Here is a 16,463-nt window from a genome sequence, read left to right as displayed (position 1 = left end):
CCCCGGCAATCGCGGTGACGGGCGCGACCATCAGCCGCTGCCACCCCGCCGCACTCGTCGCGACATCCTCGAACGGCCGCGCGATCACCGCCGCCCCCAGATACGCCTCCGCCAGCAGCAGCGCGGTCTGCGCCAACCGCGTGAGCACCACATCCTCGCCACTCTCCACCCGCAACAAAGCCCTCGCCGCGACGACCACCTCAGCGATCACCCCAGCCGAAATCGCCGACCCACCCATCCCAGATCTCCCAAAACTACCCCCTCTCCCTCCGGGGAGAGGGAGGGGCCCGCGCGAAGCGTGGGAGGGTGAGGGCACGCCCGTAGAACCGCCCCCTCACCCCCGCGACGCTCAAGCCACCGAGAACTTCATCAGCTTGATCGCCTCGGAGTTCGTGACGCACCCACCGACCCGCTTGGTCGCGTAGAAGTTCACGAACGGCTTGTTCGAATACGGATCGCGCAGGATCCCCGTCTCGGTCCGCTCGGCGATGATGTACCCCGCCTTGAAGTTGCCGAACGCGATCGCCAGCGCGTTGGCGGCGATATCGGGCATGTCCTCGGCCTCGACCACCGGATAGCCGAGCAGAGTCGCCGGCTGCCCCGCCGCCAGGCTCGGCGCCCAGACGAACGCGCCGTCGCTCGTCTTGAACTTGCGGATCCGCGCCAGCGTCGCTGCATTCATGACAAAGCTCGCACCCTGCCGATACGGCCCGCGCAACGACTGGACGAGATCGATCAGCCGCTCCTGCGGGCTGGCCGAAAAGTCGCCCGCCGTCCCGCTCGCCAGATACTGCAGTGTCCCGAACGCGCGCACCCCGTCCGCGGTCGCCGCGGTCGCGCCTGTCAGGAACCCCTTGGGCCGCGACACGCCCGATCCGGACACGAACGCCGCCCCCTCGGCCTTGGCGAACTCCATCGCGATCTCGCCCGCCAGCCATTCCTCGACATCGAACGCGGCGTCGTCGAGCATCGCCTGGCTCGCCGAGGGATTGGCGTACAGCTCGCCCGTCGGCGGCGCGATCTCGACGAACACCGGCGACGCGGTCTCGGGCCGCGCCGCGTTTTCCGCCGCCCAGCCCGACGGCGTGCCGCCCGTGGTCACCAGTTTGCGATACCCGGCCGAGCCCACCTTCACGACATTGGCGATTCCCCGGATCGGCGAGATCCCCTTCAGCAGCGTATCGATCTGCGCATCGATCTCGCGCGGCACCGCAAAGCCGCCCGAATCCCCCGTGACCCCGGTAAACGCCTTCATCTCCAGCGTCGCACCGGTCCGCACGAACCCCGCAAACGCCGCACTGACCCCAAGAGGCGCCGCCCCCTCCAAAACCGGCCGGTCCACAACACTCATGTCGATCTCCTCCACAGAAACGAAAAAAGGCGCCCCGCAGGACGCCTCGTGAAACCGAAAAACCCCCTCTCCCTTCAGGGGAGAGGGAGGGGCCCGCGCGAAGCGTGGGAGGGTGAGGGCACGCCGCTAAGGACGGACCTCGACCCGCGCCAAAGCCTGCATCGGCACCGCCACCAGGCTCACCTCCACCAGGTCCACCTCCAGCAGCTCGCGCCGCGCCCCCTGCCGCACGCGCACCGCCCGGTACCCCACCGACAACCCCGCCACCGCGCCCGACCGCACCAGCCGCGCAAGCTCCAGATCCTCGACCACCCCCTCGACCCGCAGCCCCCGAGCATCCTCAGCAACGACAGACAGAACCCCCACCGCCGCCCCCCGATGCTGCCACAACACCGGCACCACGCGCGCATCGGCAAACGCCCCCCGCCGCATCACGTCCCCCGCCCGGTCGACGACATCGAACACCACCGCATAGCCGGCGAACGCCACCGCACCCGGGATCCCTTCAACCACGCGGCAAACCCCAGTTTCACCGCCAGCCCCGCCAGCAGCAGCGCCATCGCCAGCCGTGCGATCCACCCGACCACCGCCTTCCACGCCGACCGCTTCGCATCGCGCCACGCCGCCAGCAGCTCGCGCAGCTCCGCCACGTCCTCGCGCGCGCGCTCGTCGCTGAGCGCCACCCGCGCCAATGCCCGCGCCGCGCCCAGCTCCCCCGCTTCCTCCGCGATCGCGCGCAACGTCACGAGGTCGACACTCCGCTCCGCCCCCTGCCGCATCAACTGCGCCAACACCGCCCCATCCATCAGACCACCTCCTGAATTTCGAGCAGCGCGCGCTTCTCCCCATCGCTCAGGAACGACGCCGCGCTCACCATTCCCCACAGCCGCTCGCGATCCTCGACCAGCGCCGGCACACGGTCGAGATCGACCGCAATCGCCGCCCCCGCGAACCACCCGCTCAACCCTTGGGCGATCCCCGTCAGCACCGCGGACGCCAGAGGCAGCACCCCCAGCCGCCACAGCGCGCGGTTCGCCTCGCGGTAATTGGCGTAGGCATTGTCCCCCGGCAGCCCGAGCAGCATCGGCGGCACCCCGAAGGCGAGCGCGATCTCGCGCGCCGCCGCCGCCTTCGTGCCGACGAAATCCATGTCGGCGGGCGACAGGCTCAACGCCTGCCACCGCAGCCCCCCCTCCAGCAGCATCGGCCGCCCGGCATTCCCCGCGCCGGCGAAACTCGTCTCCAGCTCGCGCCGTAACCGCTCGAACTGCTCGGTCGACAGCACCGCGCCGTCCTTCGGGTCGTACATCAGCGCCCCCGAAGGCCGCGCCGCATTGTCGAGCAGCGCCGTGTTCCACCGCGCCGCCGCATTGTGGATCGCCACCGCCCCCGACGCCGCCCCCAGGCACCCGAGGCCATAATGATCGTCGACCGGATTGAAGCTCTTCAGGTGGATCACCTCCGGGCGAACCGGATCCGCGTGCAGCCGAGTCACCCGCTCGCCGACGCGGTACCGGTACGCCGCCGGCCAGCCATTGGCATCCGCCTCGACCGCCACCCGCTCGGGCCGCAACGCGAACAGCTCCGCCGCGCCGCCATCGACGTCGCGCAGCACCTGCACATACGCATTGCCATGCAACAGCATCTGCGCCGCGACCGTCTCGATCAGCGCCTGTCCCCCCGACCGCGCCGTGACCAGCGCCACCAGCGCCGGATCCGACGCGGTCAAAGGCGCCGACCCGACGCACTCCACGACCAGCTTCACCGCGCGCTGGACGATCGGATTGCCCAGATACCCGGCGCGCACCTGCGCCTCGTACGATTGCGGCACGTCGCCGAAAATACCCTGAAACCCCGGCGCGCTCAGCGCGCGCGACAACACCGGACGCGACTCGTCGCGCCCGGATTTCCACCCGAACAATTTCATGCCGATCTCCTGTCAGGAAAACCCCGCGCCCCGCCGGGGCGAAGGCCGCGCGCCTACAGCACCCGCACCGAAGCCCGCACCCGCGGCCCCAGCATCACCTCGGTCATCGCCCACACCAGCGCATCCGCGCGGTCGGGCGATCGCCCCGGACCCTCATACGCGCCCCCCGCGATCAGCCCGCAAAGCTCGTCCTCCAGGTCCGGAAACGCGCCGACGTGCCACGCCCGGCCGCTCTCGTACAACGCCGCCACCGGCTCGGCGCGCGCCACCTTGCCCAGCGACGCATGCACCAGCTTCACCGGCATCGCCTGGTCCGCGCCCGACAGGACGCTCCCGACCATCTTCCCGCCCTGGTTGGCCTCCGCGATGATCCGGTCCGCGCCATGCCGCGCGGCGCACGCGGCCACCGCGCGCGCCCATCCCTCGGGACTGGCCCCGCACACGCTCGCATCCTCCAGCACATACGCAAACCCGTCGACCCCGAGCGCCACGACCACGATCCCGCACGCATCCCCCGGCCCCCCGGACACGCTCCCGGCGGGCGGATCCACCCCGACGACGACCCGAGTCACCGCAGGCGCGAACGCCACCCGCCGGGATTCGACCAGCGCCCGTGTCCACAACGCCCCCGCACTATCCTCGATCAGCTCGCCGTCGAGCTCCTGCCGCCCCAACCGCGTCCCCGCATAGGTGGCGGTCACCGCCGCGACGAAGCTCGCCGGCAGATTCACATTATCCACTGTCCGCCCCTGCGACCGCACCACCCCCGGCAACGCCAGGATCCGCCGCAGCAACGCCACCGGCCGCGGCGTCGTCGTCACCACGATCCGCGGAAGATCGCCCAACCGCAGCCCCATCATCAGATTGTCCCAGGTCGCATCGCCGTGGCGCCATTTCGCCACCTCGTCGCACCACGCCGCCTGATGCTCGGGGCCGCGCAACGCCTCGGGTGCCTCCGCCGAATAGGCGAACGCCATCGCCCCGTTGCCGAACCGCAGCTCGCCCAGCCCCGCCCGCCACACCGGATCCTCGTCGTCGCGCGCCACCGCCAGCAGCCCGCTCTCGCCCTCGATCATCACCCGCCGCACATCGTCGAGCGTCGCACCGACCAGCGCGATGCGGGCATCGGGATTATCCCGCGCCACCTGACTGACCCATTCCGCCCCGGCGCGCGTCTTGCCGAACCCGCGCCCCGCCAGGATCACCCAGATCCGCCAGTCATCGACATCGGCATCGGCATCGGCATCGGCAACGGCATCGGCGCCGCTCCCCGCCGCCCGGCCGGCCAGATGCTGGCCGGGATGCGCCCATCGCTCCCAGCGATCGTGCAGCTCATGACGCTCGGCCGTGCTCAACGACCCGACCAGCATCGCGCGTTGCACCGCCGGCAGCATCGCCAGTTCGGCGATCACGTCGCGCTCGCCCGCGACCACCCCCTTCGCCCCTCCCGCCGACGCCGTCTCCGAGGATTCGGGCGAAGAGCTCCCGCGCGGCGCAACGTCGCTGCCGTCGGCGGCCCGGGGATCGGTCGGACCACCCTCGTTCATGCCCCACCCCCTTCCATCGACGCACGCAGCCGCCGTGCCAGCGAATCGAGTTTCTTCGCGATCGACGCATCGGTTTCCGCCTTCGTCGCGCGTCGATGCGGCTTGCGCCCGCGCGCCCCGCCCGCGGGGCCCCCCCGCGCATCCGCCGATCGCCGCGCCAGCAACGCCAGCGCCACCCGCACCGCCTGCATGCTTGCAAGCTGGACGAGCCCCGCCGCCGCTTCGCCCCGCGCATCGCTCCCGTCCGCCGCGCTGTCGTCCTCGGCCGCGTCGTAGCATTCGACCGCGTCCGTGCCCGCGCCCGGCGCGGTCGCGTTCAGCCCCGCGATCGCCGCTGCCAGCAATCCCTCCTCGAGCCGCTCGTATCCGCTCGCCAGCGCCGCCGCCCACTGCGCCGCAAACAGCGGATCGCGCTGCTTGAGCGCGCTGGCGCCGCGTCGGGTCATGCCCGCCGCGGCCGAGGACGACGTCACGTTGCACGTCATCGATAGCGCGGCGAGAAACGTCGCGCGCTTGTCCTTTGTCCATCCTTTGGGCCGTATCGTCCGAACCTGCACGACGCGGTGGCTCCCGCCTGCCACCGTCGTACCCGCTACCGTCGTACCCGCCACCGTCGTAGAGGTCTGCGTGACGTCCCCGACTACCCGCTTCGCCATCCCCCGCGCCCTCCCCGATCCGCCGCCCCAACCCGCGCCCGAACGCAAAAAAGCCGGCGACGCGCGGGGCTCTCGCCCCGATCGTTCCGGCTTCCGTCGTTCGGACCACCCACCCCGACTCGCAATTCGTCAGCGTTCCTGATATGTACCAAACGAGCGTGACGATGTCAATCACTTTAACCTATATGGTTCAGTTCCATTCACGCGCGACGATCGCTGTCTTTTGCCACAGGCGACGCGCCGGATCTGCAAGGACAGTTCCAACGATTCCGCCGTTTAACTACTGTCCATAAATAGGATCAATATCACTGACTATTATTGGTCGAGAGTCGATCAGTTCTTCTATATCAAATACTATATCCCTATTCTTATAGACTAGATCTATACCAGCAGGTCATGGACTCTGTTTTTATCGAAGGCGTATATTACGCCCGCCCGAGAAAGGACTCGGACAAGAGGAGACAGTCAATGCCTGATGGTATAGCCACGCTCACACGCCCTGTCGTAAAGATCACGGCGCTCACCGATCTGACGCCGATCGGACTGAAGTTACCGCTGATCCTGCCGGGTATCCTTGCAATCAACGCCAAATACACCGCGCTCGGCGGCGCCGGTGGGTTTCTTGGCGCGGCGACGACCGCGCATGCCAAGACGCCCAACGGCAAGGGGTGGTATCGGCATTATGCCGGCGGCTCGATCTATTGGTCGGCATCGACCGGCGCGCATGAGGTTCATGGACTGATCCGCGGCAAGTGGGCGGCGCTCGGCTGGGAAAACAGCTTTCTCGGTTTCCCGACCAGCGACGAGACGGTCGGTGGCAATGGTGGCCGGTTCAGCACCTTCCAGGGCGGCGTGATCTATTGGCTGCCCGCGACCGGCGCGCATGAGGTCCATGGCGAGATTCTCGCCCGCTACCGCCTGCTCGGTGCAGAGAAGTCGTTTCTCGGCTATCCGGTATCGGACGAGTTCGCCGGCCCGGGCCAGTCGCGGATCAGCAACTTCCAGCACGGCCAGATCGCCTGGTCGCCCGCCCTCGGTGCGGCGACCTCGTGGACCAGCTATACGCCGCCCGCAACGGGCAGCGGTGCGGGCGTCCATCCGCTGGGGATCCCCAGCGGCAGCAACGCCCCCGACGTCCGGCGCCGGCTGGTCTGCGCCGCGCATATGGACCTGACCGACGACGAGACATTTGGTTCGGACGAACATGCCAGCGCGCACAAGCAGAACGAGGCGGTGCTGACCAACGATCTGCCGCAGGACGTCCTGACCATGCAGAAGGGCGCCGGCGGCGAACTTCGCGTCGAACTCACGTTGCTCGGCCAGGTCAAGCTCAGCGGCGACGTCCTCGTCCAGGGCAAGGCGCTGCTCTACGAGGGTACGAGCGAGCAGACGAACGATCTCGACGGCGATCTCGACTTCACCGTGCTCGTGCCCCGCGATGGCGTGATCTCGCGCACCGTCACCGTCTGGAACGAGGACGAGGGTGGCGACAAGGGCGTGATCGCGATGAGCTTCAGCAACTTCGCCGCCTGATCGGGCATCGCGACGACGACGGGGCTGGGCCTGCCACCCAGCCCCGTATCGTCACCGCCCCCTATAACGTCACCGTCCCCGATATCGTCACCGTCCCCGATATCGTCACCGTCCCTGATATCGTCACCGTAACGTCACCGCACACCGCACACCGCGTCATCACCGTGTCGGCACGGGTTCCGCGCCCGAATAATCGTAGAACCCGCGCTTCGTCTTGCGCCCGAACCACCCGGCCTCGACATATTTCACCAGCAGCGGTGCCGGCCGGAACTTCGGGTCGCCCGTTCCCTCGAACAGCACGCGCGTGATTTCCAGGCACGTGTCGAGCCCGATGAAATCGGCCAGCGTCAGCGGTCCCATCGGATGGTTCAGCCCGAGCTGGCACGCCAGGTCGATGTCGCGCACGCTCGCCACGCCTTCGCCGAGCGCAAAGCACGCCTCGTTGATCATCGGCATCAGGACGCGGTTGACGATGAAGCCGGGCGCGTCGTTCGCATGCACCACCTGCTTGCCCAGCGCCTCCGCAAACGCCTCGACTGCCGCCACCGTCGCATCCGACGTCGCGAGGCCACGGATCAGTTCGATCGGCCGCATCACGGGGACGGGATTGAAGAAATGCACGCCCATGAACCGCGCCGGATCGGGTGCTGCCTGCGCCAGCCGCGTGATCGGGATCGACGACGTGTTCGACGCCAGGATCGCGTCCGCGCCCAGCACCTTGCCGACCTCGGCGAAGATCGCGCGCTTCACCGCCTCGCGCTCGGTCGCCGCCTCGACGACGATAGCGCAGTCGCCCATGTCCGCCACGCTGGCGACCGGTTCGATTCCCGCCAGCGCCGCATCGCGCGCGTCCGACCCGATCTTCTCCTTCTCGACCAGCCGCGCGAGCGCCTTGGCGATCCCAGCCTTGCCCTGTTCCGCCTGCGCCAGCGATATATCCGCCAGCAGCACGCGATACCCCGCCTGCGCCGATACCTGCGCGATCCCCGCGCCCATCTGCCCTGCACCAATCACGCCGATCGTCTGCACATCACTCTCCTGAATTGTTACCGCCTACCTAGCCGCTTTTCCCCGCGCTGCCAGCGCGCTAGGCTGCAGCCATGCTGTGCAAACCGATCTTTTCCGCCCTCGCGCCCGTTATCGCGCCCGTCATCGTGCTGCCACTGCTGGCCTGTTCGCCCAGCCAGTCCACGTCGCAACCCAAGACAGACGCTGTGCGCAGCCCCACCCCGGTCGCGCCGACAGCGCCACGACCGGGCACCACGAGCGAGCCGCTTGCGAGCACGAAGCCCGGCACGCTGAAGACCTTCACCGACTGGACCGCCGGCTGCGACAACACGCTTCGCTGCACGCTCGGCACGCTCCTGCCGGAACAGAGCATGGGCGGGGACATGATCACGCTCAATCTCACGCGCGAGCCCGGCCCCGTCGCGCGCGGCGGCGGCGGGATCTCGCTCGCGGTGGAGACGCGCAACGACCAGGCGGCCATCAAGCGCCCGCCCGCCAGCTTCGCCGTCGATGGCCGCCCGATAAAGCTGCGCGACGCCGCCGCGCTTGCCGCGGCGATCGCCAACGGACAGTCGCTGACCATTCTCGACGCAGGCGGCGCCGTGCTGGCCACGCTTTCGCTCAAGGGTGCAGCCGCCGCGCTCCGCTACATCGACGCGCAACAGGGCCGCGCCGGCAGCACCGACGCGATCGTCGCCAGGGGCCCCGCCGCGTCGCGCGCACCGGCGCCGGCCCTCCCCGTCATCACCGCGCTCGCGCCATCGGGCACCCCCGCCAAGCTCACCGCGACGCAGATCGCCACGATGCGCAAACGGGGGGCGTGCGATCCTGGCAATTTCCCGTCCGGCGCAGATCCTGAAATGTTCGCCCCCGACGTCCATGCGCTCGGCGGCGGCACGTCGCTGGCGATCCTGCCCTGCTCGACCGGCGCCTATAATCTGATCGGTGCGCTCTTCATCATCGACGGCGCCACGATCGTCCCAGCCCAACTCGACGCCCCCTCGGGCTTCGAGGAAACCGGCGCCGACTCGGCAACGCCGGTAAAGAGCGTCGTCAACGGCACCTTCGAAGACGGCGTCCTCACCAGCTATGCCAAGGGCCGCGGCCTCGGCGACTGCGGCGTGCACCAGAGCTTCGTCTGGGACGGCACGCGCTTCCGCCTGTCCGAACAGGCCGAAATGGGCGAATGCCGCGGCAACATCGACTATATCACGACGTGGCGCACCCGCGTCTTGCGGCGCTGATATCCTCCTCTTCACAAGAGAGGCGGAAGATAGAGATCGGTATTAAAGCATGCCGAGGGTCCGGAGCCATTGCCGGACCTGCCCCGGCCATTCCCTGGTGATCGGATCGGCGGTGGGACGCATGCCGAAGGCGTGACCGCCTCTGGCGTAGAGACGCATGTCGACGGGCACGCCGGCGTCGTTCAACGCCAGCGCATAGGCCATCGCTTGACGGACGTTATCCGTGGAATCGTCCATTGCGTGAAGGATCAGCGTCGGGGGCGCATTCCCGCTGATCTTCACCCACGGTTTGAGTTCAAGGCTGTTCTTGCCCTTGCTGTCATCCAGCATCCGCGCCGTGTAGGCCAGGATTGCGAAGTCCGGCCGGGGCGATTGCCGGTCGGCAGCATCGGCGATCGGATAGGTGCGCTCTTCCGTATTGCTCATGTCCGCGACGAGATAGGCACCCGCCGAAAAGCCGATCGCGCCGATCTTATGCGGATCGATCCCGTAGGCGGCGGCGCGCTGCCGCAACAGCCCCATTGCCCGCTGCGTCCTCGAGCCCTAACAGGACTTTCGGCCGCTGCTGCGGCTTTCCGGTCTCGGTCTCCCAAATCTGCGGCGTCCGATATTTCAGCATGACGCAGGTCATGCCCTGCGCCACGACCCAATCGCAGATTTCGGTCCCTTCGAGATCGGTCGCCACGGCATGGAACCCGCCGCCGGGCAGGACCATCATCGCCGCGCCGGTGCGCCGGCCTTTGGGCGGGTAGAGCGTCATGGTCGGGCGGGTGACATAGCTCGCCCAATGCCACATCCTCCCGCCGACGAGCGGGGAGCCGTTACCGGTCGCCTCGGGATGATCGCCGCTATCCGGCTTCGCCAGGGCAAGCGCCGTCGGCCAGAGCGGCACTTGCGTTCCCCCCGCGGCCGGCTGCCACACCCCTTCGCGTTCCACTTTCGGAACCGCGATCCTGGCCGGCGAAGGTCCGGATCTGAGTTGACCATGCGCCGCTCCGGCTATGCCGAGCGCGAGAAGACTAGCCACGACGAACCGCAATCGCGACACACTTTGTCTCCTGCCAGAAGCGCGCAACCATACCGCAAAAACGATCTGGTCATAGCGCCGTCCCGGCGGGCCGCAGGAATACGGCAGGCGATCCGCCGCTCAGGGCGCCGGGCGTTCCACCTGAGCCTCGGCCAGATACACGCCGAACAGCCCCTCGGGATCGGTCCATGCGGCGATCGGCGTCCACCCGCCCGACCGCAACAGGATCCGCGCGTCGCGCGCGCCATATTTGTGGCTGTTCTCGGTGTGGATCGTCTCGCCCGCGGCCATGTCGAACGCCCGCCCGTCCACGCTGAACGCGACGTCGCGCGTCGCCTCGAGATGCATCTCGATCCGCGCGCGGTCGTCGTTCCACACCGCCTTGTGGCGAAACGCCTCGACCGGGATATCGCCGCCCAGTTCGCGGTTGATCCGTTCGAGCAGGTTCAGGTTGAACGCCGCCGTCACGCCCTGCGCATCGTCATACGCCGGCACCAGCACGTCTTCGCCCTTGATCCGGTCCATCCCGATCAGCAGCATCGCGCCGACGCCGAGCGAGGTGCGCATCGCGCGCAGCAAATCGACCGCCATCAACGGGATCATGTTGCCGATCGTCGACCCCGGAAAGAAGCCGAGCTTGGGCGTCTCCGCGATCGTCTTCGGCAGGCTCAGCGGCCGCATGAAATCGGCCTCGAACGGCAGCACTAGCAACTCGGGGAACTGGTCGCCCAGCACCTTCGACGATTCGCGCAGGAAATCGCCCGAGATATCGATCGGCACATAGACCGACGGCGCGACCGCCTCGAGCAGGATCGGCGTCTTGGTCGACGATCCCGACCCGAACTCGACGACCGCACGGCCTTCGCCGGCCAGCGTCGCCACCTTGGGACAGGCCGTCTCCAGGATCGCGCGCTCGGTCCGCGTCGGGTAATATTCGGGCAGGTCCGTGATCTTCTCGAACAGCTCCGACCCACGCCGGTCGTAGAACCACCGCGCGGGGATCGCGCGCGGGCGGCGTTCGAGCCCGCTGAGCACGTCCGCACGGAACTGCGGGTCGGCGAGCGTCTGCTGGCCGTCCTCGATCTCAGGCTTCAACATCAGATGTCTTTCGCGAGGCGCACGCCGGTGAACTGCCACCGTTGATGCGGGTAGAAGAAATTGCGGTAGCTTGCCCGCGCATGGCCGCGCGGCGTGGCACAGCTGCCGCCACGCAGGATGAACTGCGAACTCATGAACTTGCCGTTATACTCGCCGACCGCACCGGCCGCGGTCACGAACCCGGGATAGGGACGGTAGGCGCTGCCCGTCCATTCCCAGACGTCGCCGAAGAACGCGGGTCCGCCCGCGGAGGGTCGCGGCTCGACGGGGCCGGCGACATCCATCTGGTTGCCACCCGTCGCGTCATGCGCGGCGGCGGCGGCCTCCCATTCGAACTCGGTCGGCAGTCGTGCGCCCGCCCAGCTGGCATAGGCATCCGCCTCGAAGAAGCTCACATGCGTCACCGGCGCCGCCGGATCGATCGCGCGCCGCCCGTCGAGCCCGAACCGCGTCCACCCGGCCTCGCCCTGCTCCCAATAAAGCGGCGCGACGATGCCCTCCGCCTTCACCCAGGCCCAGCCATCCGCCAGCCAGTGGCGCGCCTCGGTGTATCCGCCATCGGCAATGAATGCCGCCCATTCGCCGTTGGTCACGGTCCGATCCGCCATCGCATGCGGCGCCAGCAACGCCTTGTGCCGCGGCCCCTCGCAATCGAACGCGAATCCGTCGCCGTCATGTCCGACCGCGACGATCCCGCCGTCCTGCGCGATCCAGCCGATCGGGCCCGGCATTGCGACGGGTACTTTGCGCGGTGCCGGCCACATCGCCGGCTCGAGCGGGTTTTCCGAAAACATGTGGAGGATATCGGTCACCAGCAATTCCTGGTGCTGCTCCTCGTGATGACAGCCGAGCGCCACCAGGGCCTGCGCATCTGCCGACAGCCCCGGCAGCGCGTCGAGCAGCGCGGCATCGACATGCGCACGGTACGCCCGCACCTCGTCGATCGACGGCCGCGTCACCATCCCGCGCCGATCGCGCGCATGACGCCGCCCTTCGGCTTCGTAATAGCTGTTGAACAGGAACGGAAACCGCTCGTCGTGCAGCGCATAGCCGGCGACATGATCGCGCAACACGAACGTCTCGAAGAACCACGTGGTATGCGCCATGTGCCACTTGGTCGGCGACGCATCGGCCATCGACTGCACGGTCGCATCCGCATCCGACAGCGGCGCCGCGAGTGCGATCGTCAGCGCGCGGACCGCGGCAAACCGCTCGCCAAGCGAAGATAGGGGGGCCGCTACGCGTGGCGTCACGTCGGGACGAATGGGATTGGGCATCGATCTCTCCTCAATTCGACGTCGAACGATGCAACGTTGAAACGCGAGCGACCATAGCTGCCTATTCGCGCGTAGCCCCCGGTTGCCAAAGAACGTCTCCAGCGCCGTTTTGGTTCACCGCCCGCGACGCCACAAACAGGAAATCAGAGAGCCGGTTAACATACGCTAATGCAGCGGGATTCAGCCGCTGAATCTCGCTCGCGCCGACCGCGGACCGCTCCGCGCGCCGGCTGATCGCGCGTGCCAGGTGCAGCGCGGCCGCCGCCGCCGATCCCCCCGGCAGGATGAAACTGCGCAACGGCGCCAGATGCGCGTTCATCGCATCGATCTCGCGCTCAAGCCGCTCGACCTGCGACGGCACGATCCGCAGCACCATCTCGGACGGTGTAAAGTCCTCCACCCCCGCCTCGTCGGCACCCGCCGGAGTCGCCAGATCCGCGCCGAGATCGAACAGGTCGTTCTGGATTCGCGCCAGCGCCGTCGCCATCGCATGGTCCCCCAGCGCGATCACCGCGAGACCGATCGCCGAGTTTGCCTCGTCGACATCGCCGATCGCCTGCATCAGCGCGCTCGATTTCGACACGCGCGACCCGTCGACGAGCCCGGTCGTGCCGTCGTCGCCCGTCCGCGTGTAAATCTTATTCAGCTTGACCATGAATCTTCCAAATCGAGACGCGGGAAAGGTCCGTCAGACCTGCGAAATTCCTGTCACTGCAGCATGAATCCGCCCCCAAGGCCCGTCGCCCCAGCGAAAGCTGGGGTATCTCGCGTGGTTCGTGACGCTCGCCAAACGGCGAGATCCCAGCGTCCGCTGGGATGACGGATCCGGGTCGGCCGCGTAACCCCATCCAGTCCTAGTTGCGGCCCGCCGCGAACAGGATCAGGACGACGATCAGGATCGCCAGCGCCTGGAAGAAGATCCGCTGCTGCATCATCCGATTCGATTTCAGCGACGCCGCGCTCGGGCCGTTGCCGTCGCGGACCTGCGCGCTGCCCTCCTGCAGGAACGATACGACGCCCCGCACCAGAGCCACGACGGTCGCGATCATCGCCGCGATCAGGAGGATGACGAGGAATGTGTTCATGACCCGAATGTAAGCGCGCGACGACGGGGTAGCAATGGCGTACCCGAGCCCGCGAAATGACGCATGTTGCCCGAACGCGATCTTGCCGAATGCCGCGCGGACGGCGCACATGGCGCATGCTCTACCTCGCGCTCAAAGCCGTGATTTCCGGCATCCTGATCGCCGCCGCCTCGGAGATCGCCAAGCGCTATCCCGGTTTCGGGGCGCTTGTCGCCTCGCTGCCGCTCGTGTCCGTGCTCGGCATGATCTGGCTCTGGCGCGACAAACCCGATCCCCGAACGATGGCCGCGCACGCCGGCGCGACCTTCTGGTACGTGCTGCCGTCGCTGCCGATGTTCCTGCTGATCCCCGCGATGCTCCGCCACGGCGCGCCGTTCTGGGTATCGCTGCTGGCCGGCTGCCTGCTCACGATCGCGCTGTACGCAGCGACGACCTGGGCCGCGCCGAGGCTCGGGATCGAGCTCTAGCAGCGTCACGCGCGTCGGAGGCCCCTCCCCAAGCCGCTGCCTCCACCCCGGCGAAGGCCGCGGGGCCCAAGGGGAAAGGTCGCAGTAACGGATCGCAGCGCTAACGTGGCACCGTCCCCAATTGGGCCCCGGCCTCCGCCGGAGTGGTGGCAAAAAAAAGCCACCGGACGGTCTCCTGTTTCCCCGCGAAGGCGGGGACCCTGTCCGAGCCCCGCCTTCGCGGGAGAACAAGGCGGACCGGACGACGCATCGTTGGCGACCGGGCCCTGATTTGAGGGTCGGAACAGCAGCCGATTTTCCCCGCCCCGGCCTGATCATCCCCCGCCGGCGCGCACCCGCGTCGCCAACGCCGCCCCGTCTTCCCCCGCCGCCCGCATCTCCGCCAGCGACCGCGCACCATCGCGCTTGGCGAGCCGTCGCCCCGCCGAATCCACCACCAGCGGATGATGATGATAGGCCGGCACCGGCAACCCTAGCAGCGCCTGCAACACCCGGTGGACGTGCGTCGCCGCAAACAGGTCCACGCCGCGCACCACGTCCGTGACGCCTTGCGCGGCATCGTCGAGCGTGACCGCGAGATGATAGCTCGCCGGCGCATCCTTGCGCGCCAGCACGACGTCGCCCTGCGCCAGCGGATCGGCGACGACCGTCCCGGCGGTAGAATCATGCCATGTCAGCGCCTCCACTCCTGCCCCCACCTCTGTCAGCGCCTTCGCCATATCCAGCCGCCAGCAGCACGGCCCGGTCCGCGCCGCGATTGCCGCCGCGGACAGCCCGCGGCAGATCCCTGGATAGGCCGGCCCGACCGCTCCCTGCGGCGCGGACGCACTCGCCGCGATCTCCGCCCGCGTACACAAACACGGATAGACCAGCGCGCGCGCCTTCAGTCCCTCAAGCGCCGCATCATAGGTCGCCAGCCGCGCCGACTGCACCATCAGCGAGTCCCACCGCAACCCGAGCCACGCCAAGTCCTCGAAAATCCCGTCGACGAACTCGGGTCGACTCCGCGTCCCGTCGATATCCTCGATCCGCACCACGAACCGCCCGCCCCGCGCGCGCGCAAAATCATGCGCGCGGATCGCCGACGCCGCATGCCCCAGGTGCAGCCGCCCCGTCGGGCTCGGCGCGAACCGCGTGACGACCGACCTGTCGCTCACCACGCTTGACCAACCGCTACGCGCCGTGCTGTCATGGCGATGTCATCGCTGTCGTCCATAGGGCGGTCTGCGAAGCCTGAGTGGGAGGAGCCGTGTTTCACCCCGATCTGATGCGTCATCCGGATGGTTGTCCGGCGCTCGTGCTCAATGCCGATTATACGCCGCTCTCTTACTATCCGCTCAGCGTCTGGCCGTGGCAAACCGCGGTCAAGGCTGTCTTCCTCGATCGCGTCGACATCGTCGCCACCTATGAACGCGAAGTGCGCAGCGCCAATTTCGCGCTGAAGCTGCCCTCGGTGATCGCGCTCAAGCAGTTCGTCCGACCGTCGCAATTTCCCGCCTTCACCCGCTTCAACCTGTTCCTGCGCGACAAGTTCACCTGCCAATATTGCGGCAAGCTGCGCGATCTCACCTTCGACCATGTCATCCCCCGCGCGCAAGGCGGTCGTACCACGTGGGAGAACGTCGTCACCGCCTGCTCGCCCTGCAACCTCAAGAAAGGCGGGCGCACGCCCAAACAGGCGGCGATGCCGCTCCATATCGAGGCGATCCGCCCGACCAACTGGCACTTGCAGGAACACGGCCGCAGCTTCCCGCCCAACTACCTGCACGACACATGGCACGACTGGCTGTATTGGGACGTTGAACTGGAAGCGTAACGGCTTTTCGAGACGTCGGGAGATACTATGCAAGTGAAACTGGTGATCGCGCTCGCCGCGACGGCATTGTCCGTGTCCGCGTGCGGCAACAAGGACGAGCAGCGCGCGCAGGCCGACGCCAACGCGGTCGGCTTCGTGCCCCCCTCGGTGACCTCGCGGCTCGACTTCGGCGCCAGCATGGAACGCCGCTTCCGCACGCTCGATCGCAACGCCGACGATCGCGTCACCAAGGACGAACTGCCCTCGCCCAACGCGCGGATCAAGGCGTTCGACCGGAACAAGGACGGCGTCATCACCGCGATCGAGTGGAGCGAAGGCACGCTCGCCTGGTTCGACCGGATGGACCTGAACCGTGACGGCACCGTCACGTCGGAAGAGCGTGCGGAGTCGCGCAAGCGCCAATAATCGAAATTATCTTTCGCACGAC

General features: G+C 68.0%; 18 protein-coding genes and 2 pseudogenes. 5 read left to right on the top strand and 15 right to left on the bottom strand.

What is annotated here, in order from left to right; all coding sequences use genetic code 11:
- From ASE88_RS19065 to ASE88_RS00270, 7 genes and pseudogenes are all read right to left on the bottom strand, one after another.
- Positions 1–211, bottom strand: a pseudogene (locus tag ASE88_RS19065) (hypothetical protein); the annotation flags it as partial.
- A gap of 138 nt (positions 212–349) precedes the next feature.
- On the bottom strand, positions 350–1,351 hold the full coding sequence (locus tag ASE88_RS00295; protein ID WP_056474377.1) for a phage major capsid protein: 1,002 nt from the start codon (positions 1,349–1,351) through the stop codon (positions 350–352).
- 126 nt (positions 1,352–1,477) lie between these two features.
- The gene (locus ASE88_RS00290) at positions 1,478–1,864 is read right to left on the bottom strand and encodes an HK97 family phage prohead protease (RefSeq protein ID WP_321163386.1); all 387 of its coding nucleotides are present in this window, start codon (positions 1,862–1,864) and stop codon (positions 1,478–1,480) included.
- Positions 1,855–2,157, bottom strand: a pseudogene (locus ASE88_RS00285) (DUF6127 family protein); the annotation flags it as partial. The gene ASE88_RS00290 and the pseudogene ASE88_RS00285, both read right to left, overlap by 10 nt.
- The gene (locus ASE88_RS00280) at positions 2,157–3,278 is read right to left on the bottom strand and encodes a phage portal protein (protein ID WP_056474072.1); all 1,122 of its coding nucleotides are present in this window, start codon (positions 3,276–3,278) and stop codon (positions 2,157–2,159) included. The gene ASE88_RS00280 and the pseudogene ASE88_RS00285, both read right to left, overlap by 1 nt.
- A gap of 53 nt (positions 3,279–3,331) precedes the next feature.
- Entirely contained in the window at positions 3,332–4,672 is a 1,341-nt protein-coding gene (locus ASE88_RS00275) for a DNA-packaging protein (protein ID WP_056474374.1), read from the bottom strand.
- A gap of 149 nt (positions 4,673–4,821) precedes the next feature.
- Complete coding sequence (locus ASE88_RS00270; protein WP_055882238.1) at positions 4,822–5,481, bottom strand: hypothetical protein; 660 nt, start codon at positions 5,479–5,481, stop codon at positions 4,822–4,824.
- A 468-nt stretch (positions 5,482–5,949) separates the two neighbouring features.
- Here ASE88_RS00270 and ASE88_RS00265 point away from each other — a divergent pair, with 468 nt between their 5' ends.
- On the top strand, positions 5,950–7,014 hold the full coding sequence (locus ASE88_RS00265) for an LGFP repeat-containing protein (protein ID WP_056474069.1): 1,065 nt from the start codon (positions 5,950–5,952) through the stop codon (positions 7,012–7,014).
- Between the two features lie 159 nt (positions 7,015–7,173).
- On the opposite strand, the gene ASE88_RS00260 is transcribed toward ASE88_RS00265, so the two are convergent.
- Positions 7,174–8,043 carry a 3-hydroxyacyl-CoA dehydrogenase NAD-binding domain-containing protein gene (locus tag ASE88_RS00260; protein WP_056474067.1) on the bottom strand — a complete coding sequence of 290 codons (870 nt, stop codon included), beginning with the start codon at positions 8,041–8,043 and terminating at the stop codon, positions 7,174–7,176.
- A gap of 71 nt (positions 8,044–8,114) precedes the next feature.
- Here ASE88_RS00260 and ASE88_RS00255 point away from each other — a divergent pair, with 71 nt between their 5' ends.
- Entirely contained in the window at positions 8,115–9,266 is a 1,152-nt protein-coding gene (locus ASE88_RS00255; RefSeq protein WP_056474065.1) for a DUF1176 domain-containing protein, read from the top strand.
- A 42-nt stretch (positions 9,267–9,308) separates the two neighbouring features.
- Here ASE88_RS00255 and ASE88_RS19285 read toward each other — a convergent pair whose 3' ends face one another.
- The 6 genes from ASE88_RS19285 to ASE88_RS00230 form a co-directional block, all read right to left on the bottom strand.
- Complete coding sequence (locus ASE88_RS19285; RefSeq protein ID WP_235527589.1) at positions 9,309–9,788, bottom strand: alpha/beta hydrolase; 480 nt, start codon at positions 9,786–9,788, stop codon at positions 9,309–9,311.
- Positions 9,739–10,158, bottom strand: coding sequence for a hypothetical protein (locus ASE88_RS19280; protein ID WP_235527587.1), 420 nt, complete (start codon positions 10,156–10,158; stop codon positions 9,739–9,741). Before ASE88_RS19280 ends, ASE88_RS19285 begins: the two co-directional genes overlap by 50 nt.
- A 255-nt stretch (positions 10,159–10,413) precedes the next feature.
- A complete protein-coding gene (gene egtD, locus ASE88_RS00245) occupies positions 10,414–11,391 on the bottom strand; it encodes an L-histidine N(alpha)-methyltransferase (protein WP_056474063.1) in 978 nt (325 codons plus the stop codon).
- A complete protein-coding gene (egtB, locus tag ASE88_RS00240) occupies positions 11,391–12,668 on the bottom strand; it encodes an ergothioneine biosynthesis protein EgtB (protein ID WP_056474061.1) in 1,278 nt (425 codons plus the stop codon). The genes egtD and egtB overlap by 1 nt, the downstream gene beginning before the upstream one ends.
- A gap of 61 nt (positions 12,669–12,729) precedes the next feature.
- The gene (locus ASE88_RS00235) at positions 12,730–13,323 is read right to left on the bottom strand and encodes a cob(I)yrinic acid a,c-diamide adenosyltransferase (protein WP_056474057.1); all 594 of its coding nucleotides are present in this window, start codon (positions 13,321–13,323) and stop codon (positions 12,730–12,732) included.
- A 199-nt stretch (positions 13,324–13,522) separates the two neighbouring features.
- Positions 13,523–13,753, bottom strand: coding sequence for a twin transmembrane helix small protein (locus ASE88_RS00230; RefSeq protein ID WP_055882506.1), 231 nt, complete (start codon positions 13,751–13,753; stop codon positions 13,523–13,525).
- A 116-nt stretch (positions 13,754–13,869) separates the two neighbouring features.
- Between ASE88_RS00230 and ASE88_RS00225 the strand changes: the two genes are divergently transcribed.
- On the top strand, positions 13,870–14,220 hold the full coding sequence (locus ASE88_RS00225) for a DUF3147 family protein (protein WP_055882263.1): 351 nt from the start codon (positions 13,870–13,872) through the stop codon (positions 14,218–14,220).
- Between the two features lie 314 nt (positions 14,221–14,534).
- Here the strand turns inward: ASE88_RS00225 and gluQRS are convergent, their stop codons facing one another.
- Positions 14,535–15,377, bottom strand: a complete 843-nt coding sequence (gluQRS, locus tag ASE88_RS00220; protein ID WP_056474371.1) for a tRNA glutamyl-Q(34) synthetase GluQRS — start codon at positions 15,375–15,377, stop codon at positions 14,535–14,537.
- A gap of 92 nt (positions 15,378–15,469) precedes the next feature.
- Here gluQRS and ASE88_RS00215 point away from each other — a divergent pair, with 92 nt between their 5' ends.
- Together ASE88_RS00215 and ASE88_RS00210 are read left to right on the top strand one after the other, a co-directional pair.
- Complete coding sequence (locus tag ASE88_RS00215) at positions 15,470–16,036, top strand: HNH endonuclease (RefSeq protein ID WP_055882270.1); 567 nt, start codon at positions 15,470–15,472, stop codon at positions 16,034–16,036.
- 33 nt (positions 16,037–16,069) lie between these two features.
- Complete coding sequence (locus ASE88_RS00210; protein WP_235527585.1) at positions 16,070–16,441, top strand: EF-hand domain-containing protein; 372 nt, start codon at positions 16,070–16,072, stop codon at positions 16,439–16,441.
- The last annotated feature ends 22 nt before the right edge of the window (positions 16,442–16,463 follow it).

This window comes from Sphingomonas sp. Leaf38 (assembly GCF_001421825.1).
Lineage (GTDB): Bacteria > Pseudomonadota > Alphaproteobacteria > Sphingomonadales > Sphingomonadaceae > Sphingomonas.
Note: the sequence above shows the minus strand (reverse complement) of the source record. Positions and strands in the feature narration are given on the sequence as shown.

What these genes read in the sequence shown, in the direction of transcription:
- egtD (WP_056474063.1), bottom strand. Translation starts at nt 11,391, where the DNA reads ATGTTGAAGCCTGAGATCGAGGACGGCCAGCAGACGCTCGCCGACCCG.
- ASE88_RS00255 (WP_056474065.1), top strand. Translation starts at nt 8,115, where the DNA reads ATGCTGTGCAAACCGATCTTTTCCGCCCTCGCGCCCGTTATCGCGCCC.
- ASE88_RS00275 (WP_056474374.1), bottom strand. Translation starts at nt 4,672, where the DNA reads ATGCTGCCGGCGGTGCAACGCGCGATGCTGGTCGGGTCGTTGAGCACG.
- ASE88_RS00280 (WP_056474072.1), bottom strand. Translation starts at nt 3,278, where the DNA reads ATGAAATTGTTCGGGTGGAAATCCGGGCGCGACGAGTCGCGTCCGGTG.
- ASE88_RS00230 (WP_055882506.1), bottom strand. Translation starts at nt 13,753, where the DNA reads ATGAACACATTCCTCGTCATCCTCCTGATCGCGGCGATGATCGCGACC.
- ASE88_RS00235 (WP_056474057.1), bottom strand. Translation starts at nt 13,323, where the DNA reads ATGGTCAAGCTGAATAAGATTTACACGCGGACGGGCGACGACGGCACG.
- ASE88_RS00265 (WP_056474069.1), top strand. Translation starts at nt 5,950, where the DNA reads ATGCCTGATGGTATAGCCACGCTCACACGCCCTGTCGTAAAGATCACG.
- ASE88_RS19285 (WP_235527589.1), bottom strand. Translation starts at nt 9,788, where the DNA reads ATGGGGCTGTTGCGGCAGCGCGCCGCCGCCTACGGGATCGATCCGCAT.
- ASE88_RS00270 (WP_055882238.1), bottom strand. Translation starts at nt 5,481, where the DNA reads ATGGCGAAGCGGGTAGTCGGGGACGTCACGCAGACCTCTACGACGGTG.
- ASE88_RS00225 (WP_055882263.1), top strand. Translation starts at nt 13,870, where the DNA reads ATGCTCTACCTCGCGCTCAAAGCCGTGATTTCCGGCATCCTGATCGCC.
- ASE88_RS00295 (WP_056474377.1), bottom strand. Translation starts at nt 1,351, where the DNA reads ATGAGTGTTGTGGACCGGCCGGTTTTGGAGGGGGCGGCGCCTCTTGGG.
- egtB (WP_056474061.1), bottom strand. Translation starts at nt 12,668, where the DNA reads ATGCCCAATCCCATTCGTCCCGACGTGACGCCACGCGTAGCGGCCCCC.